General features: G+C 65.5%; 23 protein-coding genes. 19 read left to right on the top strand and 4 right to left on the bottom strand.

Annotated features, from left to right (window positions below):
• The first annotated feature begins 2 nt into the window (after positions 1-2).
• From STE01S_RS07905 to STE01S_RS07875, 7 genes are all read left to right on the top strand, one after another.
• Positions 3-461, top strand: coding sequence for an A24 family peptidase (locus STE01S_RS07905; RefSeq protein ID WP_231292891.1), 459 nt, complete (start codon positions 3-5; stop codon positions 459-461).
• 47 nt (positions 462-508) lie between these two features.
• Entirely contained in the window at positions 509-1,531 is a 1,023-nt protein-coding gene (gene cpaB / locus STE01S_RS07900; RefSeq protein ID WP_003044555.1) for a Flp pilus assembly protein CpaB, read from the top strand.
• A gap of 1 nt (position 1,532) precedes the next feature.
• Positions 1,533-3,038: a type II and III secretion system protein family protein gene (locus tag STE01S_RS07895; RefSeq protein WP_062766676.1), complete on the top strand. Its 1,506-nt coding sequence runs from the start codon at positions 1,533-1,535 to the stop codon at positions 3,036-3,038.
• A 23-nt stretch (positions 3,039-3,061) separates the two neighbouring features.
• On the top strand, positions 3,062-3,709 hold the full coding sequence (locus STE01S_RS07890; protein ID WP_062766904.1) for a CpaD family pilus assembly protein: 648 nt from the start codon (positions 3,062-3,064) through the stop codon (positions 3,707-3,709).
• Positions 3,706-4,974 carry a pilus assembly protein CpaE gene (locus STE01S_RS07885; protein WP_062766673.1) on the top strand — a complete coding sequence of 423 codons (1,269 nt, stop codon included), beginning with the start codon at positions 3,706-3,708 and terminating at the stop codon, positions 4,972-4,974. Before STE01S_RS07890 ends, STE01S_RS07885 begins: the two co-directional genes overlap by 4 nt.
• 69 nt (positions 4,975-5,043) lie before the next feature.
• The gene (locus STE01S_RS07880) at positions 5,044-6,015 is read left to right on the top strand and encodes a type II secretion system F family protein (RefSeq protein WP_062766670.1); all 972 of its coding nucleotides are present in this window, start codon (positions 5,044-5,046) and stop codon (positions 6,013-6,015) included.
• 13 nt (positions 6,016-6,028) lie between these two features.
• Positions 6,029-7,075 carry a type II secretion system F family protein gene (locus STE01S_RS07875; RefSeq protein WP_058813263.1) on the top strand — a complete coding sequence of 349 codons (1,047 nt, stop codon included), beginning with the start codon at positions 6,029-6,031 and terminating at the stop codon, positions 7,073-7,075.
• Between the two features lie 73 nt (positions 7,076-7,148).
• Here the strand turns inward: STE01S_RS07875 and STE01S_RS07870 are convergent, their stop codons facing one another.
• Positions 7,149-8,150 (bottom strand): fumarylacetoacetate hydrolase family protein, encoded by a 1,002-nt coding sequence (locus tag STE01S_RS07870; RefSeq protein ID WP_062766667.1) that lies wholly within the window; start codon positions 8,148-8,150, stop codon positions 7,149-7,151.
• 57 nt (positions 8,151-8,207) lie between these two features.
• On the bottom strand, positions 8,208-8,621 hold the full coding sequence (locus STE01S_RS07865; protein ID WP_058813265.1) for a hypothetical protein: 414 nt from the start codon (positions 8,619-8,621) through the stop codon (positions 8,208-8,210).
• A gap of 160 nt (positions 8,622-8,781) precedes the next feature.
• On the opposite strand from STE01S_RS07865, the gene STE01S_RS07860 reads away from it, so the two are divergent.
• The 4 genes from STE01S_RS07860 to lexA all read left to right on the top strand — a co-directional run bounded on the left by STE01S_RS07860 (position 8,782) and on the right by lexA (position 12,437).
• On the top strand, positions 8,782-10,011 hold the full coding sequence (locus STE01S_RS07860) for a sensor histidine kinase (protein ID WP_062766664.1): 1,230 nt from the start codon (positions 8,782-8,784) through the stop codon (positions 10,009-10,011).
• Between the two features lie 16 nt (positions 10,012-10,027).
• The gene (gene moaC / locus STE01S_RS07855; RefSeq protein WP_062766661.1) at positions 10,028-10,501 is read left to right on the top strand and encodes a cyclic pyranopterin monophosphate synthase MoaC; all 474 of its coding nucleotides are present in this window, start codon (positions 10,028-10,030) and stop codon (positions 10,499-10,501) included.
• Positions 10,498-11,688, top strand: coding sequence for a molybdopterin molybdotransferase MoeA (locus tag STE01S_RS07850; RefSeq protein WP_062766658.1), 1,191 nt, complete (start codon positions 10,498-10,500; stop codon positions 11,686-11,688). Before moaC ends, STE01S_RS07850 begins: the two co-directional genes overlap by 4 nt.
• 65 nt (positions 11,689-11,753) lie before the next feature.
• A complete protein-coding gene (gene lexA / locus STE01S_RS07845; RefSeq protein ID WP_058813269.1) occupies positions 11,754-12,437 on the top strand; it encodes a transcriptional repressor LexA in 684 nt (227 codons plus the stop codon).
• On the opposite strand, the gene STE01S_RS07840 is transcribed toward lexA, so the two are convergent.
• Positions 12,391-14,550 carry a ComEC/Rec2 family competence protein gene (locus STE01S_RS07840; protein ID WP_062766655.1) on the bottom strand — a complete coding sequence of 720 codons (2,160 nt, stop codon included), beginning with the start codon at positions 14,548-14,550 and terminating at the stop codon, positions 12,391-12,393. The two genes, lexA and STE01S_RS07840, sit on opposite strands and share 47 nt — an antisense overlap.
• Positions 14,551-14,620: 70 nt before the next feature.
• Here STE01S_RS07840 and gltX point away from each other — a divergent pair, with 70 nt between their 5' ends.
• Both gltX and STE01S_RS07830 read left to right on the top strand, forming a co-directional pair.
• Positions 14,621-16,087, top strand: coding sequence for a glutamate--tRNA ligase (gene gltX, locus STE01S_RS07835; protein WP_058813271.1), 1,467 nt, complete (start codon positions 14,621-14,623; stop codon positions 16,085-16,087).
• A gap of 37 nt (positions 16,088-16,124) precedes the next feature.
• Positions 16,125-17,411: a citrate synthase gene (locus STE01S_RS07830; protein WP_062766652.1), complete on the top strand. Its 1,287-nt coding sequence runs from the start codon at positions 16,125-16,127 to the stop codon at positions 17,409-17,411.
• Between the two features lie 93 nt (positions 17,412-17,504).
• Here STE01S_RS07830 and STE01S_RS07825 read toward each other — a convergent pair whose 3' ends face one another.
• Complete coding sequence (locus STE01S_RS07825; protein ID WP_062766650.1) at positions 17,505-18,818, bottom strand: omega-aminotransferase AptA; 1,314 nt, start codon at positions 18,816-18,818, stop codon at positions 17,505-17,507.
• A gap of 341 nt (positions 18,819-19,159) precedes the next feature.
• Here STE01S_RS07825 and STE01S_RS20335 point away from each other — a divergent pair, with 341 nt between their 5' ends.
• From STE01S_RS20335 to STE01S_RS07800, 6 genes are all read left to right on the top strand, one after another.
• Positions 19,160-19,531: a hypothetical protein gene (locus STE01S_RS20335; RefSeq protein WP_162928231.1), complete on the top strand. Its 372-nt coding sequence runs from the start codon at positions 19,160-19,162 to the stop codon at positions 19,529-19,531.
• Positions 19,532-19,750: 219 nt separating this feature from the next.
• Positions 19,751-21,097, top strand: coding sequence for a glutamine synthetase family protein (locus STE01S_RS07820; protein ID WP_058813274.1), 1,347 nt, complete (start codon positions 19,751-19,753; stop codon positions 21,095-21,097).
• A 13-nt stretch (positions 21,098-21,110) separates the two neighbouring features.
• Entirely contained in the window at positions 21,111-22,382 is a 1,272-nt protein-coding gene (locus STE01S_RS07815) for an NAD(P)/FAD-dependent oxidoreductase (RefSeq protein ID WP_062766647.1), read from the top strand.
• Positions 22,379-23,722 (top strand): transaminase, encoded by a 1,344-nt coding sequence (locus STE01S_RS07810; protein ID WP_062766644.1) that lies wholly within the window; start codon positions 22,379-22,381, stop codon positions 23,720-23,722. Before STE01S_RS07815 ends, STE01S_RS07810 begins: the two co-directional genes overlap by 4 nt.
• A 7-nt stretch (positions 23,723-23,729) precedes the next feature.
• Positions 23,730-25,121, top strand: a complete 1,392-nt coding sequence (locus STE01S_RS07805; RefSeq protein ID WP_062766641.1) for a glutamine synthetase family protein — start codon at positions 23,730-23,732, stop codon at positions 25,119-25,121.
• Positions 25,122-25,239: 118 nt separating this feature from the next.
• Positions 25,240-26,346, top strand: coding sequence for an ABC transporter substrate-binding protein (locus tag STE01S_RS07800; protein WP_062766638.1), 1,107 nt, complete (start codon positions 25,240-25,242; stop codon positions 26,344-26,346).
• Positions 26,347-26,354 lie beyond the last annotated feature (8 nt).

Raw genomic sequence — 26,354 nt, 5'->3', positions numbered from 1 at the left:
TGATGGGGCTGCTCGCCTTGTTGATGATCGCCGCGGCGGTCAGCGACCTGCGCTCGCGCACTATCTCGAACGGCCTCAATGCGACCATCGCCCTCTTCGCTATCCCCTTCTGGATAGTGTCGGGCATGGCATTCTGGCCCGACATGCCGATGCAGTTCGGCGCCGCCTTTGCGGTCTTCGCGGTGTTCGCCGGTCTCTTCGCTCTGGGAGCGATGGGCGGCGGCGATGTGAAGATGATCGGCGCCGTGATGCTCTGGATTCCACTTTATTTGTACTTTCCCATGCTGACCATCATGGCGATCGGGGGCGGAATCCTGTCGGCTGTGATGCTGATTCAGTCCAAAATTCGTCCTTCGGACAAGGCGATAGAGGTTCCCTACGGGCTCGCGATCGCCGCCGGGGGCCTTTGGGCGCTTCACCAACACTATCTTAACCAGTTTCAGTTTATCGGATCGACCTGAGGGCAAGCATCCCCGCGTCCGGTGGGTGTAGGAGGCGAAAAACCGTCATGGATACGCGAAAGATTATGCTGATCGTCGGCGCGTTGATCATTGCGATCGGCGCGGCGTTCGGGGTCAACCAGATGATGCGGGGTTCCTCCGCACCGACGGCGCGCGCAGCAGCGGCGCCCGAAATCAACGGCCCCATGATCCTCGTCGCGACACGGCAGCTGCCGACGGGCACGATTATCGGCCCCGACAGCTTCCGCTATCAGCCGTGGCCGAAGGAGTTGGTCGAGAAGGCCTACTTCCTGAAGGACAAGACCGACGTGAATACGCTGGTGGGCACCGTCGTGCGCTACCCGATCACCGCCGGTCAGCCGCTGACCCAGGGCTCGCTCGTCCATCCCGATGACCGCGGCTTCCTCGCAGCCGCTCTCGCACCGGGCATGCGCGCCGTGACGGTCAAGGTTTCCCAGGAACAGGGCGTTGCCGGTTTCGTCTTCCCGGGCGACCGCGTCGACGTGCTGCTCGCGCAGACGATCGCGGTCAAGGAGGGCAGCTCCTATCCCGACGACCAGCTCTACACCGCCGAAACCATCGTGCGGAACGTCCGCGTCCTTGCCACCGACCAGCGCTACGACGCCGAAGACGAAACCGGCAAGACGCCGGTACGCACCTTCGGCTCGGTGACGCTGGAAGCGACGCCCGACATCGCCGAACGCATCGCGGTCGCCGAAAATATGGGCAAGCTCTCGCTCGCGCTGCGTCCGCTCGCCGAAAACACCGGCGAACTCGAAGCGGCGATCGCGTCGGGCGACGTGAACGTGCCGACCAAGGGTGGCAGCGCTGCCGAGCGCCGGATGATGGCCGATGCGGCCGGTCGTCCGACCGCATCGCGCACCGCGACCACGGGCGGCGACGTCTCGCGCTTCTGGGTTCCGGTCAGCGGCCGCGTCTCGGCGCCGCGCCCGCCCGCCGGCATGCCGATCGCAGCCGGCAGCCCGCAGGCCGCCGCCGTGCCGATCGGCCCGGTGGTCCGCGTGACCCGTGGCGACAAAGTGACCGCAGTTCCGGTTGGGGGTAAGTAAGATGCACAGCAAAGCCAATTTCAAGGCGGCGGCCCTCGCCCGCACCCTGGCCGTCGGCCTGGTTGCAGCGACGCTGATCTCCGCCCCCGCGCAGCAAGCCGTTGCGCAGGCCGTTCAGAACGCCAGCAGCAGCATCGACCTGTCGGTCGGCCGCGGCCGCCTGGTCAGCCTGCCGGCCGCAATGTCAGACGTTTTCGTCGCCAACGACCAGGTTGCCGACGTTCAGGTCCGCTCGTCGCGCCAGCTCTACATCTTCGGCAAGGCGCCGGGTGAAACGAGCATCTATGCGACCGACGGCAACGGCCGCGTTGTCTATTCGACCGTTGCCCGCGTCGGCAACAATATCGAAACGATCGACCAGATGCTGTCGCTCGCAATGCCCGACGCGAAGATCCAGTCGAACACGATGAACGGCTTCGTCCTGCTGACTGGCACTGTCCAGTCGCCCGACGATGCGGCCGAGGCCGAACGCCTCGTCCAGGCGTTTGTCGGCGAACAGACAAAGGTGCTGTCGCGCCTGCGCACCGCGACGCCGCTGCAGGTCAACCTGCAGGTCCGCATCGCCGAAGTGAACCGCACGCTCGTCAAGGAAATCAACGGCAACGTGCTGTCGCGCGATCGCGACGGGGCGATGGGCAACGGCTTCCTCGGCAGCATCGTGCGCGGCCGCTCGCCGGGCTCGATCCTCTATCCGGGCGAAGGCGATCCGCCGGTTGCGCCCGGTACGACGGCCTATAATTTCACCGTTCCCGCCGGCACCAACAGCTTTGGCGCCGCCGGCCGCCTGTTCGGCATGGACCTGATGGCCTCGCTCGATCTCGGCGAACGGTCGGGCATGGTCGTCACGCTGGCACAGCCGAACCTGACCGCGATTTCGGGCGAAACCGCCGACTTCCTGGCGGGCGGCGAATTTCCGATCCCGATCCCCGGCAACTTCGCCGGCACGACGATCGAATATCGCAAATATGGCGTCAGCCTGGCCTATACGCCGACGGTGCTGTCGAACGGTCGTATCAGCCTGCGCGTCCGTCCCGAAGTGTCGGAACTGTCGACCGAAGGCGCGATCGAAATGGACGGGTTCCAGATCCCCGCGCTGACGATCCGCCGCGCCGAAACGACGGTTGAGCTCGGGTCGGGCGAAAGCTTCATGATCGCCGGCCTGATGAACAACCGGTCGATCGGCGCCATCGACAAGGTGCCGGGCCTCGGCGACGTGCCGATCCTCGGCATGCTGTTCAAATCGGACAGCTTCCGCCGCGGTGAAACCGAACTGGTGATCGTGGTGACGCCCTATCTCGTCAAGCCGGTGTCGGCGAACGAGATCAAGCTGCCGACCGACGGCTATCAGGACGCGAACGACCTTCAGCGCCTGCTGCTCAACCAGCAGACCGATGGCGTGACGGGCGGCGATCGTCCCAAACCGCGCCTTGAAACGTCGGTGAACGATGCCGACCGGCCGCGCGCGGGTTCGCCCGATGCGGCGCCCGGCTTCAACCTCAAGAAGTGATGCTGGCAAACAGGAGCAACGTGATGAAGAAAATCGCAACTTGGACCGTCCTGGCGCTGGCAACCACTCTCGCCGGCTGCGCAGGCGCCGCGAACAGCAATCGCAGCCTTGAATCGGTGCATCAGCCGGTCGTGCGCAACGACATCTACCAGTTCGACGTCGCGGCGGCGGGCGGTGACCTTGCCCCCAGCGAGCAAGGCCGTCTGCAGGGCTGGCTCGACGCGATGAACGTCCGCTACGGCGATCGCATCGCGATCGAAGACCCGTCGGCCTATGGCAGCAGCGGCGCGAAGGAAACGATCCGCGAAATGGTCGAACGCCGCGGCCTGCTGCTCAGCGGCGATGTGCCGGTGACGACGGGCGCGGTCGCGCCGGGCTATGTTCGCGTCGTCGTGACGCGGGCGTCGGCTTCGGTGCCAAGCTGCCCCAACTGGTCGAGCCGTTCGGCGATCAACGTCAACAACGCGACCTCGGCCAACTATGGCTGTGCGACGAACAGCAATCTGGCCGCGATGGTCGCCGATCCCAACGATCTGATCAAGGGCACCAGCGAGCGCGACAATGATCCGACGACCGCGACCCGCGCGATCAAGACCTATCGCGACAAACCGCCGACGGGCGCAGGCGATCTGCGCGGACAGGCGACCAGCAACAGCGGAGGAAGCCAGTGAACGCGCCTTTCAAAGCAGCCGGGCTGCGTGACCCGTTCAACGCCTTTGTGTGCGACGACGATACGCTGGAGCTGATCCGCGTCGCCGCCGCCGACATGGGCTGGCCTATCGAGAAGTGCAACAAGGGCGGCCTGCGCAACGCGGTGCAGTCGCTGTCGGTCTCGGCGAGCCCGAACATCCTGTTCGTCGACATGTCCGAATCGGGCGATCCGATCAACGACATCAACGCGCTGGCCGAAGTCTGCGAACCCGGCACCGTCGTCATCGCGGCGGGCCAGGTCAACGACGTTCGCCTCTATCGCGATCTCTTGTCGAGCGGCATTCAGGATTACCTGCTGAAACCGCTGTCGCTCGATCAGGTCCGCGACGCGCTGACCAATGCGCAGGCGATCCTTTCGGCCCCCAAGCATGCCGACATGCATGACGACAAGCCGCACCACATGATGGCGGTCGTCGGCGTGCGCGGCGGCGTCGGCGCCTCGATGGTGTCGACCTCACTCGCCTGGGCGATCAGCGAACAGGCCGACCGCCAGACCGCGCTTCTCGACCTCGACGTGCATTTCGGCACCGGTGCGCTGACGCTCGATCTCGAACCCGGCCGCGGGCTGATCGACGCGATCGACAATCCCAGCCGTATCGACGGGCTGTTCATCGAACGCGCGATGGTACGCGCCTCGGACAAGCTCAGCCTGCTGTCGGCCGAAGCGCCGATCCACCAGCCGGTGATGACCGACGGTTCGGCCTTCTACCAGCTCGAAGAAGAGCTGCGGAACGCGTTCGAGATGACGATCGTCGATATTCCGCGTCAAGTTCTGATCCCCTTCCCGCACCTCGTGTCGGAATGCGGGACGATCCTGCTCGTTACGGACGTCACGCTGGCTTCGGCGCGCGATACGATCCGTCTCCTGTCGTGGTTCAAACAGAATGTGCCGGGCGCGCGCGTCGTGCTCGTCGCGAACAAGTTCCAGACCACGATCGGCGAATTGTCGCGCAAGGAGTTCGAATCGTCGATCGAACGCGCGATCGATGTCGTCGTCCCCTTCGACCCCAAGCTGGTCGCGCAGGCGGCCAAGCTCGGCAAATCCTATGCCGAGGTGTGCAAGGGAACCAAGGCCGGCCAAGTCTGGGCCAATCTGACGCGCGTCGTCCTCGACGGTGCCGATGCCGAAGCCGAAGAGGTGGCACCGGCGAAAGCAAAATCGGGCAGCTCGCTGCTCGGCAAGCTGGGCGGTCTGGGTACGCTCGTCAAAAAAGGCGCGAAATAAACACGTGACGGGGGCCGGCTCAGGCCGGCCGCCGCCGCGGCCACAGCGGGAACGGGGCAAAGGGCGATCATGAACCTGCCAATCATCCTAACATTCGGCGCCGCGTTGCTGGCGGTCGGCATGCTGGCGCTGGCTTTTGCCGGACCTTCTGCCGGCAAGGCCAAGAGCCGCCGCCTGTCGTCGGTGAAGGATCGCCACGCGGCCTCGACCGAGGCAGTCGTCGCGGCCCAGATGCGCAAGACGATCGCTGCCGCCGGCAATAGCGGCAACGCCAGCATCAGCAGCCTGATGCCGCGACGCGAATTGATGGAACTGCGCCTTCGCCGGACCGGCAAGGGCTGGACGCTCAGCAAATATATGTTCGCGTCGATGGCATTGTTCGTCGTCGTTGCAGGCGGCATGCTGTCCGTGCGCGCGCCGTTCATGCTGGCGCTGATGTTCGGGCTGCTCGCCGGGGTGGGGCTTCCGCATATGGTGGTCGGGCGGATCATAAAGAAGCGCGTCCTCCAGTTCAATGCGCGCTTTCCCGACGCGATCGACCTGCTCGTTCGCGGTCTGAAATCGGGGCTTCCCGTGACCGAGACCTTTCAGGTGGTGAGCCAGGAGCTGCCCGGCCCCGTCGGCGAGGAGTTTCGCGGGATCGTCGAACGCATCCGCATCGGCAACACGATGGAACAGGCGTTGCAGGAATCGGCAGAAATGCTGGGCACGCCCGAATTCCAGTTCTTCTGCATCACGATCGCGATCCAGCGCGAAACGGGCGGCAATCTTGCCGAAACGCTGGCCAATCTGTCGGACGTGCTGCGCAAGCGCGCGCAGATGAAGCTGAAGATCAAGGCGATGTCGTCGGAAGCCAAGGCTTCGGCCTATATCGTCGGCGCCCTGCCGTTCTTCGTCTTCGGCGTCGTCTGGTCGATGAACCCCGGCTATCTTCAGGGCTTCTTCTTCGAACAGCGGCTGATCGTCGCTGGCCTGGGCGGTCTGGTGTGGATGAGCATCGGCGCCTTCATCATGTCGCGCATGATCTCGTTCGAAATCTGAGGAAGGACGCAGCATGAACAGCACCCTCCTCCTCACCGCCTTCTCCGGATCGCAGCCCGGCCCGACCCTATTGGGCGTCGACGTCGTCTGGGCCTCGACCATGCTCGTTGCGGTCGGCATCTTCGCGGTCATGGTGGCCATTTACGGCGCGCTGACCGTTCGCGACCCGATGGCGAAGCGCGTGAAGGCGCTCAACGATCGCCGCGAACAGCTGAAGGCGGGGATCACCGCCTCGACCGCCAAGCGCCGCGCGCGCCTCGTCCGCAAGAACCATACTGCCGACAAGATGCGCACCTTCCTCGGCAAGCTGCAGGTGCTGCAGGACAGCCAGATCAAGGAAGTGCAGCAAAAGCTGGCGCAGGCCGGCATCCGGTCGAAGGATCTGGCCGTCGCGGTCATTTTCGGCCGCCTCGTCCTGCCGATCGTCTTCGGCGGTATCGCGGCATTGCTCATCTATTGGGTCGACATGTGGCCCGACCTGACGCCGTTCAAGCGTTCGGGCGCGACGATGGCCATGCTCATCCTCGGTTACAAGGCGCCCGACCTGTTCATCCAGAACAAGCGGCAAAAGCGCACCGACGCGATCCGCAAAGGCCTTCCCGACGCGCTCGACCTGCTGGTCATCTGCGCCGAAGCGGGCCTGACCGTCGACTCGGCCTTTTCCCGCGTGTCGAAGGAACTCGGCCGTGCCTATCCCGAACTGGGCGAGGAATTCGCGCTGACCTCGATCGAACTCGGCTTTTTGACCGAGCGGCGGCAAGCGTTCGAAAATCTGGCGTATCGCGTGAACCTCGAATCGGTGAAGGGCGTGGTCACGACCATGATCCAGACCGAAAAATACGGGACGCCGCTTGCCAGCGCGCTCCGCGTCCTGTCGGCGGAATTCCGCAACGAACGCATGATGCGCGCCGAAGAAAAGGCCGCGCGCCTGCCCGCGATCATGACGGTGCCGCTGATCCTGTTCATCCTGCCGGTGCTGTTCATCGTCATTCTGGGGCCGGCGGCCTGTTCGCTCAGCGATGCAATGTCGGGCGGCAGCCTCGGCGGCGGCAAGCCCTGACGAACGTCGCATCGCAAACCCAACAAAAAAGGGGCGGGATCATTCCCGCCCCTTCTTTTTTGCCACCGGCGCGTCAGGCGACCGTCTGTTCGATCGCGCCGAAGATGCTGTGGTGGCGCTCGTCGTCCATCCAGATCCGCACCGTATCGCCTGCCTGCATGAAGGGCGTTTTCGCCTCGCCGTCGCGGATCGTCTCGACCGTCCGCACTTCGGCAAGGCAGCTGTAGCCGAGCCCGCCCTCACCGATCGGTTTGCCGGGTCCGCCATCGGCGTCGCGGTTCGAAACCGTCCCCGATCCGATGATCGTCCCCGCGCGCAGGTCGCGCGTTTTCGCGGCATGGGCGATCAGCTGGCCGAAGTCGAAGGTCATGTCGACGCCGGCATCGGCGCGGCCGAGCGGCTGGCCGTTGAGGTCGACGCACAGCGTGCCGTGCAGCTTGCCGTCCTGCCACCGGTCACCGAGCGCGTCGGGAGTAACGAACACCGGCGACATCGCACTCGACGGCTTCGACTGGAAAAAGCCGAAGCCCTTGGCCAGTTCGCCGGGGATCAGCCCGCGCAGCGACACGTCGTTGGTCAGGCCGACGAGCAGAATGTGGCTCCGCGCCGTTTCGGCATCGACACCCATAGGCACGTCGCCGGTGACGACCACCACCTCGGCCTCCATGTCGCAGCCCCACGCCGGATCGCCGAGCGGAATCGGATCGCGCGGCGCCAGAAAGGCGTCGCTGCCGCCCTGATACATCAGCGGATCGTGCCAGAAACTTTCAGGCATTTCGGCGCCGCGCGCCTGCCGCACCAGCGCGACATGGTTCACATAGGCGCTGCCATCGGCCCATTGATAGGCGCGCGGCAGCGGCGATGCAGCGTCGCGCTCGTGAAAGCGCTCGCGCGGGATCGCCTCGTGATTGATATCTTCGGCAAGCGCCTTCAGCCGCGGCGCCGTTTCCGCCCAGTCGTCAAGCGCCGCCTGCAGCGTCGGCGCGATATGGGTCGCATCGGCATACCAGGCGAGGTCGTCCGAAACGACGACGAGCCGGCCGTCGCGCCCGGCTTTCAGCGAAGCTAGTTTCACATCTGTCCCTTTGTCTGCGATGCCGGCGAACCATCATCGCAAAGGGGGGAGCGACGATCAGCGCGGCATCTGGATGGATGCGAAACAGGTAAAGCCGCTCTGCCCCGCCTGCAAGCGCCGGATATATTGCAGATAGGCCTGCGACTGGTTGTAGCTGGTGCCCGGCAGCGTCTGGCCGCGAAAGGCGCGCTTGACTTCCTCGCCGGTGAACGGCCGCGGTGCGCCCGGAAACGCCCCCTGGGTCCCCGGCGGGACAAGCTTGCCCGCCGCGTCGATGTAGCGGCCGGCGGCCGATGCGTCGGGCACCGGAATCTGGCAGTTCATCACCGATACCGCGGTCTGTGCAAAGGCGGGGCGGATGGTCAGCGCCGCCGACACGCCGACCGCGCCGAGCGCGAGCATCTTGCGCCGCGAGGGGACGGCTTCGTCGCCGGTCGCGGGCGCTTCGGTCGGGATGTCGCTGTCTTCCATGGCCGCGCATTAAACCAGTGAAGCCTTTAGGAAAAGCAAAAGACCGGCGGACGCCCACGCCCTTCCCGCTTTGGGACAGGATGCGCCGCGATGGTAACCCGATGCACCGCCCCGCGAAGCGCCTTGCGCGCCGCGCCGCTTCGTGCGAGGCGCAGCGTCGATGTTCGACCGCCTGTCCAGCTTGGTTGCGGCGCTGACGCTTGTCGCCGTCGCGGCGATTTTCGCGGCGCTTGTCGGCGGCGACCTTGCCTCGATCGCGATCCTGGCACTCGCAGGGGCGCTCGGCGCGGTCCTTGTTTATGGCGCGCAGCCGCCGCCTGCCGCCGCGCCGCCTGCCGTCGCCTCTCCCGTCCCCGTCGAACCGCCGCTGCTGCTGCGCCATCCCGATTTCACCCGCTGGGCCGATCAGGAGCGCGAACCGGTGCTGGGGGTAATCGACAATGTCGTCGCCATCGCCAACGATGCAGCGGTCCGCCTGCTCGGACGCCACATCGTCGGCGCCGACATCCGCACCGCGATCCGCCATCCGGTGGCGGCCGAATGGCTGTCGGCTGGCGACGTCGACACGGGCGCGATGACCGTCGATCTCGCCGACTATCCGCGGCCCGGCCAGCGCTGGACGATGCGGATCGCGACACTGTCGCACGGCGGCCGCATCATCTTTTTGTCCGACCGCTCGGCGATCGATGCCGCCGACCGCATGCGGTCCGATTTCGTCGCCAACGCCAGTCACGAACTGCGCACGCCGCTTGCCGCGATCCTCGGCTATGTCGAGACATTGCAGGACATGAACGACGAGGCCGATGCGCCGACGCGCAACCGTTTCCTCGCGATCATCGAGCGCGAGGCGCGGCGGATGCAGCAGCTTGTCATCGACCTGCTGTCGATCTCGCGCGTCGAAGCCGATCGCTTCCGCCGCCCGACCACCCCGGTCGATTTCGCCGCCATCGTCCGCCATACGCTTGCGCAGATGAAGGACAGTGCAGAGGCGCGGCCGCAGGACATTGCCGATCGCCTCGGCGATGCAGCGCAGCCGGTGCTGGGCGACGCGGCGCAGCTCGGCCAGCTCGTCCACAATATCGTCTCGAACGCGATGAAATACGGCCGCCCCGGCACCCCGGTGACGGTCGAACTGACGCGCGAGGGCCGCCGCGTCCGTTTGTCGGTCCAGGACGAAGGCGAAGGCATCGCGCCCGATCACCTCCCGCGTCTCACCGAACGCTTCTACCGCGTCGACGAAGCACGCAGCCGCTCGGTCGGCGGCACCGGGCTGGGGCTGGCGATCGTCAAGCACATCAGCGAACGGCATAACGGCCAGCTCGATATTCAAAGCGAAGTCGGTAAGGGCACACGCGTGTCCGTGTCCTTTCCGCTGTCCGAAGCGCATTGACGAAGGGGCGGCATCGATGACGAACCGACCAACACATCTCGACGAAAGCGGCGCGGCGCATATGGTCGATGTCGGCGCGAAGGCCGCGACCGGTCGGCACGCCGTCGCCAGCGGTCGCATCGCGATGGCGCCCGAAGCGCTCGCCGCGATCCGCGCCGGCAACGCGCCCAAGGGCGATGTGCTGTCGACCGCGCGCATCGCCGGGATCATGGCAGCCAAGCGCACCGCCGAGCTGATCCCGCTCTGCCACCCGCTGGCGTTGACCAGCGTCGCGGTCGAATTCGACTGGGAAGCCGACGGCATTTCGGTCCGCGCGACCGCCGCGACGACCGGGCCGACGGGGGTCGAGATGGAGGCGCTAACCGCCGCGTCCGTCGCATTGCTGACGCTCTACGACATGGCGAAGGCGCTCGACCGCACGATGGTGCTCGGCGATATCCGCCTGCTCGAAAAGAGCGGCGGCCGGTCGGGCGACTGGCGCGCCGCATGAGCGCGCTGCTCGCGGTCGAGGAGGCCCAGGCGCGGCTGCTGGCGCTGAAGCCGCCGCTCGGCGCCGACAATATCGGCGTGGCGCAATGCGCCGGGCGCTACCTTGCGCAGGACGTCGTCGCCGGGCGCGACCAGCCCGCGGCGGCGCTGTCGGCGATGGACGGCTATGCGATCCACTTTGCCGATATGCCCGGCCCGTGGACGATCGCCGGCGAAGTCGCCGCCGGCACCGCGCCCGCCCACGCGCTCGGCCCCGGCGAAGCGATCCGCATCTTCACCGGCGCGATGCTGCCGGCCAATGCCGATACCGTGGTGGTGCAAGAGGATGTCATCGCCGATGGCGCGCGCCTCACGCTCACCGGCGATGGCCCCGCGTCGCGTGGACGCCATGTCCGCGCCCGGGCAAGCGATTTTGCAGCGGGAGCGCATTTGCTCACGGCGGGATGTCGCCTCTCTCCCGGCGCGCTCGCCGCCGCCATCATGGGCGGTGCGGGCGATCTGATCGTCGGGGAGCGCCCGCGCGTCGCGATCCTGACGACAGGCGACGAACTGGTCGCGCCCGGGCGTGCGCTCGCGCCCGGCCAGATACCCGACAGCAACGGCACGATGCTCGCCGCGATGCTCGCCGCCGAACCCGCCGACGTCACGCTGCCGCTGCGCGCGCGCGACGATCGCGGCGTTCTCGCCAATATATTGGGCGATATGGCGCGGCGGCACGATGTCATCGTTACCGTTGGCGGCGCGTCGGTGGGCGATCACGACCATGTCCGCGGCGCGCTCGACGATGCGGGCGGGCAGCTCGATTTCTGGAAGATCGCGATGCGCCCTGGCAAGCCGCTGATCGCCGGCCGGATCGGCGACGCGATCCTGCTCGGCCTGCCGGGCAATCCGTCGTCGGCGTTCGTGACCGCGACGCTCTTTCTGCTACCGCTCGTCCGCTACCTTGCCGGGGCGGCCGCGCCGTTGCCGGAGGTCGGCCAGGCCCCGCTCGCGGTGTCACTCGGCCCCGGCGGGGCAAGGCGCGATTATCTGCGCGCGCGCCTCTACAAGGGGCTGCTGACCCCCTGCGACGGACAGGACAGCGGCCAGACGCAACCGCTGATCTCTGCCAACGCGCTGATCGTCCGCGATATCGGCGCAGCACCCCGCGCGGCGGGGGAGCCTGCAAGCTATATCGCGATCGCTTGACAAGTTCCGGTCTGTTCCACTATCGTTCTCCTTATGTCCGGTAATGCCATCATGGAGAAAGACCGATGTTGACCGCGAAGCAGCATGAACTGCTCCACTTCATCCAGGAACGGCTCGACGCCAGCGGCATCTCGCCGTCGTTCGAGGAAATGAAGGAGGCGCTGGGCCTCAAGTCGAAATCGGGCATCCACCGGCTGATCAGCGCGCTCGAAGAACGCGGCTTCCTGCGCCGCCTGCCCAATCGTGCGCGCGCGCTCGAAGTGTTGAAGCTGCCCGATGCGGCCAAGCCCAAAACGCGGAGCGACAGTGACAATGTGGTGCCGCTGCGCAAGCCCGCACCGGCGCTGAAGCCCATCGCCGCGAACGACATTATCGAAGTGCCGCTGCACGGCAAGATTGCCGCGGGCGTCCCGATCGAGGCGTTCGAGGATTATAACCGGCTCGCCGTTCCCGCCGCGTTGCTCGGCGCGGGCGAACATTATGCGCTCGAAGTATCGGGCGACTCGATGGTCGAGGCGGGGATTTTCGACGGCGATTATGCGCTGATCCAGAAGGCGAGTACCGCGCGCGAGGGCGATATCGTCGTCGCGCTCGTCGACGGACAGGACGCAACGCTCAAATATTTCCATCGCGAAGGCCGGATGGTGCGCCTCGATCCCGCCAACAGCGCCTATGAACCCCAGCGCTACGAAGCCGATCGCGTCATGGTGCAAGGTCGGCTGTCGGGATTGCTTCGTCGTTACCACTAAGCTGGTGCGGGCGGCGCCAAGGATGCGCATCGCCCGCGCGCAGCGCCGAAACGAGCCGCGGCTTCGCGCCCAGATAGAACGCAAGGCCGCCGCTTTGTTCCAGCGTATCGCGGTCGATCGTCAGCCAGCGCGCGACGCATTCGCGCGGTAGCCAGCGTTCGCTGATGACCACATCGGCGGCGGCGCAGGCGGCCGCCATCTCCTCACCCGCGATCCGGTCGCGCCCATGCGCGGCGAGGATGACGCGCGGCGCATCGCCCCTGCCCTGTGTCCAACGGCAGAAATCGGGATTGCAGTCGACATGGTCGAGATCGCCGAGCGCGACGAGCGGCGTGTCGATCCCCGCCGCTTCGGCCATCGCGTCGCGTACGAAATCGCCGGCACGATCGCGCAGCATGGCATAGCCGCCGCCCGGCACGGCGGCTGCGATATGCCGCCCGTCGCCGGTCACGAGCAGGTCGGGGCGCGGCTGCGCGAGCAGCACCGCCATCCCCGCCACCAGCGGCACGGCGCCCGCCCAGCGCCACCCGCTGCGCCACAGCAAGATCCACAACCCGCCCGCCATCGCGACCCCGAAAGCCCATGGCGGGAAAACAGGCAAGGTGGTGACGGCGCCGGGCGCCGCGGCGACATGATGCGCGAGCCCGATGAGCAGGCGCAGCGCATGATCGGCCACCCACCAGAAGGGCGCCCCCGCTCCTACCGCGTCGAACAGCAGCGCCAAGGCCTCCGCCGGCATGATCACGAAGGTGGTCAGCGGGATCGCGACGACATTGGCGAGCGCGCCGTAAAGCCCCGCCTTGTGGAAATGGAACAGCGCGATCGGCGACAAGGCGACCTCGACTACGATGCCGGTGATCAGCAGGCCGGCGACGCCGCGCCCGAAGCGGAAGGCAAATGGCTCCTCGCGCCGCGCGACGAAGCGCTGCATCGCCCTGCTTTCGTGGAGCGCGACGATCGCGGTTACCGCCGCGAAGCTGAGCTGGAAGCTCGGCCCGACCAGCGCCTCGGGCCGCCAGAGCAGCACAAGCAGCGCGCCGGCAGCGACGAGCCGCAGGGTAATCGCCTCGCGCCCCAGCAGGATCGCCGCCAGCACCAACAACGCCGCGATCAACGACCGCAGCGTCGGCACCTCGGCGCCAGCCAACCACGTATAGCCGCCCCCAGCCAGCGCCCCGGCGGCGGCGGCGAGCGGCAACACATAGCCCGCAAGCGCGAGCCGCGGGCTGAGCGCCAGCAATCGCATGGCGAGCAGCATCGCGAAGCCGACCACCGCAGTGACGTGCAGCCCGCTGATCGACAGCAAGTGCGCCAGCCCGCTGCGCCGCATCGCCTCTTCATCCTCGGGCGTGATCGCGCCGCGATCGCCCGTTACCAGCGCCGACGCGACACCGCCCGGCGACCCCGCGACCTGGCGATGGATATGCTCGCTCAGCCGCGCGCGCAGCGGCTGGCGCGCCTGCTCGGCGCCCGGCGGCAGTATGACATCGCCAAGCACTGTTCCGACCGCGCCGATGCGGTCGAACCAGGCGCGCTGCGCAAAATCATAGCCGCCGGGCAGGCTCGCGGTTGGCGGCGGCATCAGCCGCGCGCGCACGCCGATCATCGTCCCCGGCACAATTGGGCGCCGCTGGTCGCCGCGCAGCGTCAGCCGCAGGCGCGGTGGCAGATCGGGACGCGCGAGCGGCCGCACGACAAGCCGCAATTGCGCGCGCGCTGGCAAAGGCTCGGCCGCTTCGACCCGCGCCGAAAATTCGGTCGTCACCGGCCGCGCGAGCACCGGCGCCTCGACCCACAGCGCGCGGCCCCAGATCAGCAGCAGCCCTGCCGCGGCAACCCCGCAACCGATCGTCAGGGCGCGGCCAACGCGGGTCTGCCAGCCGATTGCCAGGCCGAAGGCCATGCCCCCCGTCAAGGCGCAAAGAAGCCCGATCCATTGCGCTGCGGTCGGCAAGGCGAACCACAGCGCGATCCCCGCGCCGAAGGCCACAGGAAACCAGAGCGGCAGCCGCTCGCGCTCGACCTCCAGCCGCGTCTCGAGCGCCGCCGGCAAAGCGCCGAACCATGAAAGCGTCCGCGCGGCAATGGGCGTTTGAAGCGTGCTTGTCGCCATGCTAGGGGCAGCCCCGAAATCCGCCGCGGTCCCTGTTCCGCGGCCGGCAGCCTGAGTGAAAGAGGCCAGAGTGGCAACCGAAAACAAAACCGAATTGGCAGAAGCGACCCCCGAAGCGACGGGCGCCGCCGTCGTCACCCGCTTCGCCCCCTCCCCCACGGGATATCTGCACATCGGCGGCGCGCGGACCGCGCTGTTCAACTGGCTTTTTGCGCGCCATCACGGCGGCAAGTTCCTGCTGCGGATCGAGGATACCGACCGCGCACGCTCAACCGACGCCGCCATCGACGCGATCCTCGACGGGATGCAGTGGCTCGACCTCGATTGGGACGGCGAGACCGTCTATCAGTTCGCGCGCGCGGCGCGCCATGCCGAGGTTGCGCACGAACTGCTCGCCAAGGGCGCGGCCTATCGCTGCTATTTGACGCAGGATGAACTGGCCGCGATGCGTGCCGAAGCACAGGAAAAGCGCATCCCCTTCCGCGTCCGCAGCCCGTGGCGCGACCGTGACGACGGCGATCCCGCCGCCCCGCACGTCATCCGCTTGCGCGCGCCGCAAGATGGCGCGGTGACGATCCACGATCGCGTGCAGGGCGAGGTGACGGTCCAGAATGCCGAGCTCGACGATTTCATCCTGCTGCGCAGCGACGGCACCCCGACCTATATGCTCAGCGTCGTCGTCGACGATAACGACATGGGGATCACCCATGTCATCCGTGGTGACGATCACCTGAACAACGCCTTCCGCCAGCTCGCGCTGATCCGCGCGATGGCGTGGCGCGAGCCGGTTTATGCACACGTCCCGTTGATCCACGGCGCCGATGGCGCAAAGCTGTCGAAACGGCACGGCGCGCTCGGCGTCGATGCCTATCGCGACGAGCTTGGCTATCTGCCCGAGGCGGTGAACAATTATCTGCTCCGCCTCGGCTGGGGGCATGGCGATGCCGAAATCATCAGCCGCGAGCAGGCGGTCGAATGGTTCGATCTCGCCAACGTCGGCCGCTCGCCGTCGCGCTTCGATTTCAAGAAGCTCGAAAATCTGAACGGCCATTATATCCGCGAGGCCGACGATGCCCGGCTCGCCGGCCTGGTGGCGCCGCGGGTCGAGACGCTGGTCGGGCGCGCGCTCGACAGCGACGACCGCGCCTTGCTGGCGCGCGCGATGGACGTGCTCAAGCCGCGCGCGAAGACATTGGACGAAATTGCCGAGGGCGCCGTCTTCCTGTTTGCCGTGCGTCCGCTGACGATCGAAGAGAAAGCCGCCGCGCTGATCGCCGAAGCGCCGGAAGGCTTGCTGGCGAATGTTACCGACCGCCTGCGCGCGCTGGACGACTGGTCGCACGATGCCATCGAGACGGCGGTGCGCGAGACGAGCGAGTCGGCCGGTGTCGGCCTCGGCAAGCTCGCTCAGCCGCTGCGCGCCGCCTTGACCGGCCGCACCGTTTCTCCGGGCATTTTCGACGTCTTGCTGCTATTGGGACGCGACGAGAGCCTGGCGCGACTTGACGCAGCGCACAATTATCCGGCAGGGGCGTAGCCACTCACTCTCCCGCCCGTAGATCAGGGGAAAAAATATGACCGACCAGACCGCGAAAATCACCCTGGGCGACAAGACTGTCGAGAGTCCGGTGCTGAAGGGCACCGTCGGCCCCGACGTCGTCGACATCCGCAAATTCTACGGCCAGACCGGCGCCTTCACCTATGATCCGGGCTTCACCTCGACCGCGAGCTGCGAGTCGAAGCTGACCTATATCGACGGCGACGAAGGCGTCCTGCTCCACCGCGGTTATGCGATCGGCGATCTTGCCGAACATTCGACCTTCATGGAGGTCGCCTATCTGCTCCTGAACGGCGAATTGCCGAGCGGCGACGAGCTGGCGAAGTTCGATACCACGATCACGCGCCACACGATGCTGCATGAACAGCTTGCGACCTTCTATCGCGGCTTCCGCCGCGACGCGCACCCGATGGCGATCATGTGCGGCGTGGTTGGCGCGTTGTCGGCCTTTTATCATGATTCGACCGAAATCCACGATCCGCACCAGCGCATGATCGCGAGCCACCGCCTGATCGCCAAGATGCCGACGATCGCGGCGATGGCGTATAAATATTCGGTGGGTCAGCCCTTCATCTACCCGCAGAACGACCTCAGCTACACGCATAATTTCCTGCGCATGACCTTCGGCGTTCCGGCCGAGGAATATGAGGTTGATCCGGCGGTCGTCCGCGCGCTCGACCGCATCTTCATCCTGCATGCCGACCATGAGCAGAATGCGTCGACCTCGACCGTTCGCCTTGCGGGTTCGTCGGGCGCCAATCCCTTCGCGTGCATCGCGGCGGGCATCGCCTGCCTGTGGGGTCCGGCGCATGGCGGGGCCAACGAAGCCGCGCTCAACATGCTGCGCGAAATCGGCCGTCCCGAACGCATCCCCGAATATATCGCGCGCGCGAAGGACAAGGACGATCCGTTCCGCCTGATGGGCTTCGGCCACCGCGTGTACAAGAATTACGACCCGCGTGCGACGGTGATGCAGAAGACCGTGCGCGAGGTGTTCGCCGCGCTCAAGGTCAACGACCCGGTCTTCGACGTCGCGCTGCAGCTTGAGGAAATGGCGCTCAACGACGATTATTTCGTCGAAAAGAAGCTCTTCCCCAATGTCGACTTCTATTCGGGCGTCATCCTGTCGGCGATCGGCTTCCCGACCACGATGTTCACCGCCCTCTTCGCGCTCGCCCGCACCGTCGGCTGGGTCGCGCAGTGGAACGAGATGATCTCGGACCCCGCGCAGAAGATCGGCCGCCCGCGCCAGCTCTACACCGGCCCGACGCAGCGCGCCTACGTCCCCGTCGACAAGCGCTGAGGCGGTACCGGGAACCTGTCCCGGTTCAGAACCGCTTGCAGAAAGGGGCCGCATATGCGGCCCCTTTTTTGTGCGCCCACCCGAGCGGAGCGGTCAATCGATGCGGTCCAGAAGCTCGGCAAGCTGGCCGAACATCGCATCTATCTCTGTCTTTTCAACGATCAGCGGCGGCGACAGCGCGATGATGTCGCCCGTTGCGCGCACCAGCAGGCCGCTGTCGAAGGCGGCGTGGAACAATTCCATTGCCCGCGCCGTCGGAGCGCCGGGTCGCGGTTCGAGTTCGACGCCGGCGACAAGCCCGATCGTGCGGATATCGATGATGTGGCGCCGCCCCTTCAGGCTGTGCGCCGCCTCCTCCCAATAGCCGGCGAGTTCGTTCGCCCGTTCGAACAGCCCCTCGTGCGCATAAATATCGAGCGTCGCGAGCCCCGCCGCGCTCGCGAGCGGGTGGCCCGAATAGGTAAAGCCGTGGAACAGCTCGATCCCGCCCGGCACGCTTTCGATCACGGCGTCGTGGAGGTCGCGCTTCACCGCGACCGCGCCCATCGGCACCGCCGCGTTGGTCAGCCCTTTCGCCATGGTGATGATGTCGGGGGTCACCCCCCAGGCCTCGGCAGCGGTCGCCGCGCCGATGCGGCCGAAAGCGGTAATCACCTCGTCGAAGATCAGGATGATACCATGCCGGTCGCAAATCTCGCGCAGCCGCTGGAGATAGCCGGCTGGCGGGATCAGCACGCCGGTCGAGCCCGCCATCGGCTCGACAATCACCGCCGCGATCGTTTCAGCGCCATGCAGGTCGACGAGCCGCTGAAGGTCGTCGGCGAGTTCGGCGCCGTGCGCCGGGAAACCGCGCGTAAAGGCGTTGCGGGCCAGATCGTGCGTGTGCCGCAGATGATCGGTTCCGGGCAGCCCCGGCCAGGTGCGGCGATTGCTGACGATCCCGCCGACGCTGATTCCGCCGAAACCGACGCCATGATAGCCGCGCTCGCGGCCGATCAGCCGGGTGCGCGTCCCCTGCCCCTTCGCGCGCTGCACCGCGAGTGCGATCTTGAGCGCGGTATCGACCGATTCGGACCCGCTGTTGGTAAAGAATATCCGGTCGAGCCCTTCGGGCATCAGCGCCGCGAGACGCTGCGCCAGCTCGAAGGGCAGCGGATGGCCAAGCTGAAACGTCGGCGCGAAATCGAGCGTTGTCGCCGCCTTGGCGATGGCTTCTGCAATTTCGGGGCGGCAGTGGCCGGCATTGCTGCACCACAGGCCCGAGGTGCCGTCGAGGATCCGGCGTCCGTCGCCCGACTGATAATACATCCCGCTCGCCGCGACGAGCTGGCGCGGATGGGCCTTGTAGGAACGGTTCGCGGTGAAGGGCATCCAGAAGCTCGCCAGCTGGTCGTTGTCACCCTGCATCGATCATCTCCCTGCTTTGCCGAGGGCGGCAAGCGGCCATTATTTTGTCGGCCCCAAAGTTCACCGAAGGTCAGCCTTGTCCGTTCTCCATGTCTGGCGTTGGCACAACCGACGCGACAGGTGTCGTGCGACGCTATCGCGTCCAAACAAAGTAGGACAGCGAAAAATCGGGGCGGGATGGCGACTTTGGGGTGGGAAGCAGACCATCGGCCTCATGCTAGGTGGGTATGCGTACAGACTAATAGATCGAGCAACTTCTGCTCCGTTTGCCTGCGCGCAGAACCTCTCGTTTACTATCCAGCGCTAAATTCACCGAAAGCACAATATCGAAGGGAAGTGATTTGGCGAACGAGCAGGAGCCTAGCGAGCGAGCCAATGCTGCAATATTAGTAGACGATCCAAGCCACCCGCCCGCTTTGGACAGCGCGACGGAGTTTGCGAGGAATCTGACGCAGCGCGGCGAAGCAGCAAAAGGTTTGAATAAGGACCTGCTGACTGACGTCCCGCTGCTCTATGGATCGCCCGGTCCTTTGGCATCCAAAGGGGACCCCGGTATCGTTCTCGCACAAATTCACCGCGAGGAAATAGTTCGAAAAAATGGGGGCGGGTTTTCAGGTTTCAGGGCCGAAGAGTCTCCCGCCCGGCTCCCCCTTGAACGCACGACGACAGCGCTAGCGATGCTACTCGCGATTATCTATTTTTTGGCACGCTAGGCTAGGCATTGTCGTAATAGGATTCTTGAATGAGGAGCCGCTAGAAAGTGGCTGGTCAACTAGAATCCATGTCCGCAATCGGCCGGGTTCGCGACACCCTGCCTCCTGAAATATTCCATCGAGAAATGACCGATAGCGGCCCCTCTGGCGCTCCGTTCAACTTCGCTATACGCTGCACCTTCCACAAACGGGCCGGCTCCTCGGCCCAATCGGGGGCGCATGTCAGTCAATCTGGAACAATGGATCAGCGACCATAATATCGACGAAGTCGAATGTATCGTTCCCGACATCAACGGGGTGCAGCGCGGCAAGGTTCTGCCCGCCAAGAAATTCCTCGCTTCGGTCAAGGACAAGTCGCTGCGCATCCCCGGCAGCGTCTTCATCTGCACGATCGACGGCCATTATCCCGAGGATATCGACGATATCTGGGACAAGGATCCCGACAAGATCCTGCTTGCCGATCCCGATACCATCTGCGTCGCGCCGGGCTTCACCTCGCCGACGGCCTTCGTGATTGCCGATGCCTATAATGGCGACGGCACCGAGGTCGACATCGCGCCGCGGACGATCCTGAAAAAGGTGCTGGGCCTTTACCAGGACAAGGGTTGGAAGCCGATCATCGCACCCGAGGTCGAATTCTATCTCGTCTCGCAGAACACCGACCCCGACTTTCCGTTGACGCCGCCGACCGGCCAGTCGGGCCGGGCGGAAACCGCGAGCCAGCCCTATGGCCTTGAAGCCATGAACGAATATGAGGATATCATCGATCATATCTATGACGATTGCGAGCTGATGGGGCTCGATATCGACACGATGATCCACGAAATGGGCGCCGCGCAGCTCGAGGTGAATTTCATGCACGGCGATCCGCTGCGGCTCGCCGACGAGGTGTTTCTCTTCAAACGCGTCGTCCGCAACGTCGCGAAACAGCACAGCGTCTATGCGACCTTCATGGCGAACCCGATGGCGGGTCAGCCGGGAAGCGCGATGCACATTCACCAATCGGTCGTCGATGCCGAGACGGGGCGCAACCTGTTCGCGACCGCCAATGGCCGCGACAGCGCGGCCTTTCGATCCTATGTCGCGGGGCTGATCCGCTTCATGCCGCAAATCTCGCCCATGTGGGCGCCCAATGTGAACAGCTTTCGCCGGATGCGTCCCGACAGCGCAGCGCCGATCAACGTCCAGTGGGGCGTCGACAACCGGTCGTGCGGTTTTCGCATCCCCGTGTCGGACAAGAACAACCGCCGCGTCGAAAACCGTCTGCCCGGCGCCGACAGCAATCCCTATCTGGCGATCGCGGCCTCGCTCGTCTGCGGCTATATCGGCATGGTCGATCGCATGGTACCGCCCAAGCCGATCACCGGCAGCGCCTATAACCGCGCCCGCACCCTGCCGCGCACGCTGGAAGCCGCGCTCGACCGGTTCAGCTCCTGCAAGAAGGTCCGCAACCTGCTCGGCGACGATTTCTTCGAAATCTTCTACGCCGTGAAGGATTATGAGCTGTTCAACTATCAGTCGGTGGTGTCGAGCTGGGAGCGCGAACATCTGCTGATGCGCGTTTGACGCGCGCGACGCCATGACCGACCCGCTGAGCTACAGCTATTATGCCGCGACCGCGAATCCGTGGCGGCCGCTTCGTTCAACGGCGGACGATCTGGAGTGCGACGTCGCTGTGATCGGCGGCGGCTTCACAGGCCTTTCGGCAGCTTTGGCCTGCGCGGAGCGCGGCTTTTCGGTGATCCTAATCGAGCGCGAGCATGTCGGCTTCGGGGCATCGGGGCGCAACGGCGGGCAGCTGATACCGGGATTGCGCTGGACTACATCCGAGTTGGAGGAAGAGTTCGGCCGCGAGCGCGCCGATGCACTGTTCGACCTGTGCTGGCGCAACAATCGCGTCAAAGCGCGGATCGAAAACCATGGCATCGATTGCGACCTAAAAGCGGGCCATCTGGAGGCAGCGTGGACGCCGAAAGACTTCGACGCCATGCAACGCGAAGCCGCCTTTCTCGACACACGCTTCAGTTATACAACCGAAGTCGTCGCAAAATCCGCGATGGGCGCGCATATCTCGAGCCCCTTATATCATGGTGGAATCCATGATCCGCAGGGCGGCCATTTCCACCCGCTTAATTATGCCATCGGCCTAGCGAAAGCGGCGGAGGCTATGGGGGTGCGCATCCTGGAGAATGAACGCGTCGAACAAATTGTAAACTTGAGCGACGGATCGAGCGGGCTGTTCACAACACGGGACATCATCGAAGCTCGTTACGTCATCGACGCCACCGATAGCTGGATCGGCGAGGTCGAGCCCGACCTCGGGCGCTACACGGTGCCGATCATGAACTACAACATCGCGACCGCGCCCCTCGCCAACGCCGACGCGCTGCTCCCGACCGACGCCGCGGTTGCCGACAGCCGCTTCGTGCTCAACTATTTCCGCCTCTCGGCCGACAAGCGCCTGATCTTCGGCGGCGGCGAGCGTTATTCGCAGACGCCGCCGCGCGACATCGCAGCGTTCGTGCGTCCGTTCATGGCCGAGGTGTTTCCGCAGATCGCCGATACCAGGATCGACTATGGCTGGGGCGGTGCGGTCGCGGTGACGATGAACCGGCTGCCGCATATCGGCCGGCGCGGAAATGTCTTTTTCGCGCACGGATTTTCGGGGCATGGCGCGCTGATCACGACGACCGCCGGCGAGTTGATCGCCGAGGCGCTGGCGGGGACCGCCGAACGCTTCGACGTGCTCGCGAGCCTGCCGTCGCGCCCCTTCCCCGGCGGCAAATGGCTGCGCCGCCCGCTCGCTACGCTGGGCCTCCTTTATTATGCGTTGAAAGACAGGCTGGGATGATCGCCGATGCCGCCATCGCCCGCGTCGCCGCACGCGAGGCCGAACGCTTCCGCGCCGACAACCCGCGCGCGTTCGCGCATCGGGCCGCGGCGACCGGCTGGTTCCAGTCGGTGCCCTTCCACTGGATGAAAGATTGGCCCAGCCCGGTGCCGATCGTCGCCGCGTCGGCCAAGGATACGACGCTGACGAGTATCGACGGGCGGACCTATGACGATTTCTGCCTTGGCGACACGGCCAGCCTGTTCGGACATTCGCCGCCCGCGCTCGCCGCCGCGCTCGCACGGCAGGCGGCCGAGGGGCTGAGCTATATGCTGCCCACCGCCCGCGGCGCCGCGCTGTCGGCGAAGCTGTCGGCCATGTTCGGCTTTCCGCAATGGCAGGTGACGACCACGGCAAGCGAAGCCAATCGCGCCGTCATCCGCTGGTGCCGCGGGATCAGCGGGCGCCCGAAAATCCTCACCTTCAACGGCGCCTATCATGGCGCGGTCGACGATGTGTTCGTCGATCTGAAAGACGGCGCGCCGGTGATGCGCGCCAGCCTGATCGGCCAGGTCCACGATCTTCGCGGCACGACGACGGTGATCGAATTCAACGACGTAGGCACGCTTGCCGCCGCGCTGCGCGGCGGCGATATCGCCTGCGTCCTCGCCGAACCCGTCATGACCAATGTCGGCATGGTGCAGGACGCGCCGGGCTTCCTCGAAACGCTGCGCAGCCTGTGCAACGAGACGGGCACGCTGCTGGTTTTCGACGAAACGCACAGCATCTCGTCGGGCTATGGCGGCCATGCCCGCACCCACGGCCCTATGGCGGATCTGATGGTCGTCGGAAAGTCGATCGGCGGCGGCGTGCCGTGCGCCGTCTATGGTTTCAGCGCCGCGGTCGCGGAGCGCATGGCGGCGCTCAACAGGAGGCGCCCGCCGGGGCATAGCGGCATCGGCACGACGCTCTCCGCCAACGCGCTTGCGATCACTGCGATGGACGTCATGCTCGGCGAGGTCATCACCCCCACCGCCTATGACGCCATGTTGCGCGGCGCCGCGCGGCTGGTCACGGGGCTGGAGCGCGAAATCGCCGCTGCGTCGCTCGACTGGCACGTCACGCAGGTCGGCGCGCGCGTCGAGTTTCTGACCTGTCTCGTCCCGCCCCGCAGCGGCGGCGAGGCGAAGGCGGCGATGCACCCCGCGCTGGAGGCCGCGATCCACATTTTCCTCGCCAATCGGGGAATTTTGCTGGCGCCATTTCACAATATGATGTTGGTGAGCCCGGTGACCGGCGACGACCAGATCGACCGGCTCGTCGGCGGCTTCGCCGACTGCATCAAGGCGCTGAAGGAGTAGTGGGGCAATGGCGAAGTCGTCGGGCGTGATCGCGCCGCGGTCGGAGGCCGAGGAATTCTTCCGGGCCAATCCCGACGTCGATTCGATCGAGATGATCTATACCGACATGGGCGGCGTCCCGCGCGGCAAGCGGCTGCGCCAACATGAAGTGCTCGCTGTCTATGAAAGCGGACGCATGTTCCCCGGCTCGATCACTGTCGTCGACATCACTGGGCAGGACACCGTCGAAACGGGCTTGGTCTGGGAAGATGGCGACGCCGACCGATCGATGAAGCCGATCCCCGGCACCCTCGTCCGCACGCCGTGGGGCGGCGATCGGGCCGCGCAGTTCCTCGTCGATTTCTATGAACTCGACGGCACGCCGCACGACCTCGATCCCCGCCATGTCCTCGGCCGCGTGATCGACCGCTACACCGCCGACGGCCTGACCCCGGTGCTTGCAGTCGAGCTGGAATTCTACCTGCTCGACCCGCGCCGCGCGCGCGACGGGTCGGTGCGCCCCGCCCGCCCCGGCTACAGCCGCGACACGCCGCGCAATGTCGAAGTCTATGGCCTGCGTGAACTCGACGACTTTCGTCCCTTCTTCGACGCCCTCTATGCGGCGACCGACGTCCAGGGCCTGCCGCTCGAAAGCGCGATCAGCGAATTTGCGCCGGGCCAGTTCGAGCTGACGCTGCGCCACAAGCCGGACGCGCTGCGCGCCTGCGACGACGCGATCATGTACAAAAGGCTGGTCAAGGCGATCGCCCAGCAACATGGGCTCGAGGCGACCTTCATGGCCAAGCCTTTCGCCGAACAGGCGGGGAGCGGGATGCACATCCACGTCTCGGTCAACGATGGCGCGGGCGGCAATATCTTTGCGAGCGACGATCCCGAGGGCACCGATGCGCTGCGCCACGCGATCGGCGGCATGATCGGCAGCGTCGGCGACGGCTTTGCGCTCTTTGCCCCGCATGCGAACAGCTATCGCCGGTTCAAGGCGAACAGCTACGCCCCCGTCGCGCCGACCTGGGGGGTCAACAATCGCACCGTATCCTTCCGCATCCCGGCCGGGCCGCCGCCAAGCCGGCATGTCGAGCATCGCGCCTGCGGCGCCGATGCCAATCCCTATCTCGCGGTAGCCGCCGTACTCGCCGGCATGCATCACGGAATGACAAGCCGGACCGACCCCGGTCCGGCGGTCGTCGGCAACGGCTATGATCGCGACGCCTCGGGCGACGACAAGCCGCCGTCGAACTGGTTCGCGGCCGTTGACCGCTTCCACGCCTCGGCGCTGATGCGCGATTATCTCGGCGACCGCTTCGTCGACATGTTCAGCATCGTGAAGCGGGTCGAACAGGATCGCTATTTCGGGACGGTGCCGACGATCGACTACGACTGGTATCTGCGCAACGCATAGCGACCTGCCTGGGCCACGACGCACGAAAATGTCACGGATTCGTGTTGCGGTGCAAAAAAGCCTCTTTTCAAGCCGACATTAATGAGTCAGCTTGCGGTCACAATCAGGGAGGCCAGCCATGGATTTGAACGAACTGCTCGCGCAGGGCCGCAATCGCCGCTCGCTGCTTCAGGCGATGGGCGTCGCCGCAATCGGGATCAGCTTCGGCGGCCTCGCCGCGTGCAGCAAGGGCAGCGACAAGAAGCTTGCCAACGGCGAAGAGGCCAAGCTCAACTTCTACAACTGGGACACCTATATCGGCGAAACGACGCTCGACGATTTCAAGGCGTCGACCGGCGTCGATGTCACGATGGACCTGTTCGACAGCAACGACACGCTGTTCGCGAAGTTCAAGGCGGGCAATCCCGGCTATGACGTCATCGTGCCGTCGAACGACTTTGTCGAACGCATGGCGCGCGCCGACATGCTGATGCCGCTCGATCATGCGCAGATCCCGAACATGAAGAATATCGACCCCAGCTTCCTGAACGTCGATTATGATCCGGGCCGCAAATTCTCGATGCCTTACACCTGGCTGGTTCTGGGTATCGGCTATCGCAAGTCGAAGGTGAAGACCGCGCCCGACAGCTGGAAGGTCCTGTTCGACAGCGACGAATATAAGGGCCGCATGGCCTGGCTGTCGGAGGCCGGCGACATGTTCCGCCTCTATGGCAAATATCTCGGCAAATCGGTCAATTCGCTGACGCCGGAGGATATTCAGACCATCTCGGCGATGATGATCAAGCAAAAGCCCTATGTGAAGAAATTCCACGAGGACGACGGGCAGGATCTGCTGCTCAAGGGCGACGTCGATGTCGTGCTCGAATATAATGGCGACATCGCGCAGGCGATGACCGAGGATCTCGATCTCGATTTCGTCGTGCCGAAGGAAGGCAGCCAGCTCAATTCGGATACGCTGTGCATTCCGAAGGGCGCGCCGCACCCGAAGAACGCCCACGCCTTCATCAACTATATGCTCGATGCCGAGGTCGACAAGAAGATCACCGAAACGATCCTCTACCCGACCCCCAACGCCGCCGCGAAGGCGCTGATGCCCGACAGCTACAAGAACAATCCGGTCATCTTCCCGCCCGCGGACGTGCTCGCCAAGTGCGAATATGCGAAGTTCAACGAAAAGCTTCAGCCGCTCTACGAGGAAGCCTTCACGAAGGTACGGGCGTCGTAACGGTCTGA

This window comes from Sphingopyxis terrae subsp. terrae NBRC 15098, assembly GCF_001598815.1.
Classification (GTDB): domain Bacteria; phylum Pseudomonadota; class Alphaproteobacteria; order Sphingomonadales; family Sphingomonadaceae; genus Sphingopyxis; species Sphingopyxis terrae.
This window is presented reverse-complemented; position numbering and strand designations above follow the sequence as displayed.

Excerpts from the sequence above, each read along its gene's own strand:
- STE01S_RS07805 (WP_062766641.1), top strand. The coding sequence starts at position 23,730 with ATGGCGAAGTCGTCGGGCGTGATCGCGCCGCGGTCGGAGGCCGAGGAA.
- STE01S_RS07825 (WP_062766650.1), bottom strand. The coding sequence starts at position 18,818 with ATGCAGGGTGACAACGACCAGCTGGCGAGCTTCTGGATGCCCTTCACC.
- STE01S_RS07830 (WP_062766652.1), top strand. The coding sequence starts at position 16,125 with ATGACCGACCAGACCGCGAAAATCACCCTGGGCGACAAGACTGTCGAG.
- STE01S_RS07890 (WP_062766904.1), top strand. The coding sequence starts at position 3,062 with ATGAAGAAAATCGCAACTTGGACCGTCCTGGCGCTGGCAACCACTCTC.
- STE01S_RS07850 (WP_062766658.1), top strand. The coding sequence starts at position 10,498 with ATGAGCGCGCTGCTCGCGGTCGAGGAGGCCCAGGCGCGGCTGCTGGCG.
- cpaB (WP_003044555.1), top strand. The coding sequence starts at position 509 with ATGGATACGCGAAAGATTATGCTGATCGTCGGCGCGTTGATCATTGCG.
- STE01S_RS07810 (WP_062766644.1), top strand. The coding sequence starts at position 22,379 with ATGATCGCCGATGCCGCCATCGCCCGCGTCGCCGCACGCGAGGCCGAA.
- STE01S_RS07895 (WP_062766676.1), top strand. The coding sequence starts at position 1,533 with ATGCACAGCAAAGCCAATTTCAAGGCGGCGGCCCTCGCCCGCACCCTG.
- STE01S_RS07905 (WP_231292891.1), top strand. The coding sequence starts at position 3 with ATGGGGCTGCTCGCCTTGTTGATGATCGCCGCGGCGGTCAGCGACCTG.
- STE01S_RS07860 (WP_062766664.1), top strand. The coding sequence starts at position 8,782 with ATGTTCGACCGCCTGTCCAGCTTGGTTGCGGCGCTGACGCTTGTCGCC.
- moaC (WP_062766661.1), top strand. The coding sequence starts at position 10,028 with ATGACGAACCGACCAACACATCTCGACGAAAGCGGCGCGGCGCATATG.
- STE01S_RS07800 (WP_062766638.1), top strand. The coding sequence starts at position 25,240 with ATGGATTTGAACGAACTGCTCGCGCAGGGCCGCAATCGCCGCTCGCTG.
- STE01S_RS07815 (WP_062766647.1), top strand. The coding sequence starts at position 21,111 with ATGACCGACCCGCTGAGCTACAGCTATTATGCCGCGACCGCGAATCCG.
- STE01S_RS07875 (WP_058813263.1), top strand. The coding sequence starts at position 6,029 with ATGAACAGCACCCTCCTCCTCACCGCCTTCTCCGGATCGCAGCCCGGC.
- STE01S_RS07840 (WP_062766655.1), bottom strand. The coding sequence starts at position 14,550 with ATGGCGACAAGCACGCTTCAAACGCCCATTGCCGCGCGGACGCTTTCA.
- lexA (WP_058813269.1), top strand. The coding sequence starts at position 11,754 with ATGTTGACCGCGAAGCAGCATGAACTGCTCCACTTCATCCAGGAACGG.
- STE01S_RS07880 (WP_062766670.1), top strand. The coding sequence starts at position 5,044 with ATGAACCTGCCAATCATCCTAACATTCGGCGCCGCGTTGCTGGCGGTC.
- STE01S_RS07865 (WP_058813265.1), bottom strand. The coding sequence starts at position 8,621 with ATGGAAGACAGCGACATCCCGACCGAAGCGCCCGCGACCGGCGACGAA.
- STE01S_RS07820 (WP_058813274.1), top strand. The coding sequence starts at position 19,751 with ATGTCAGTCAATCTGGAACAATGGATCAGCGACCATAATATCGACGAA.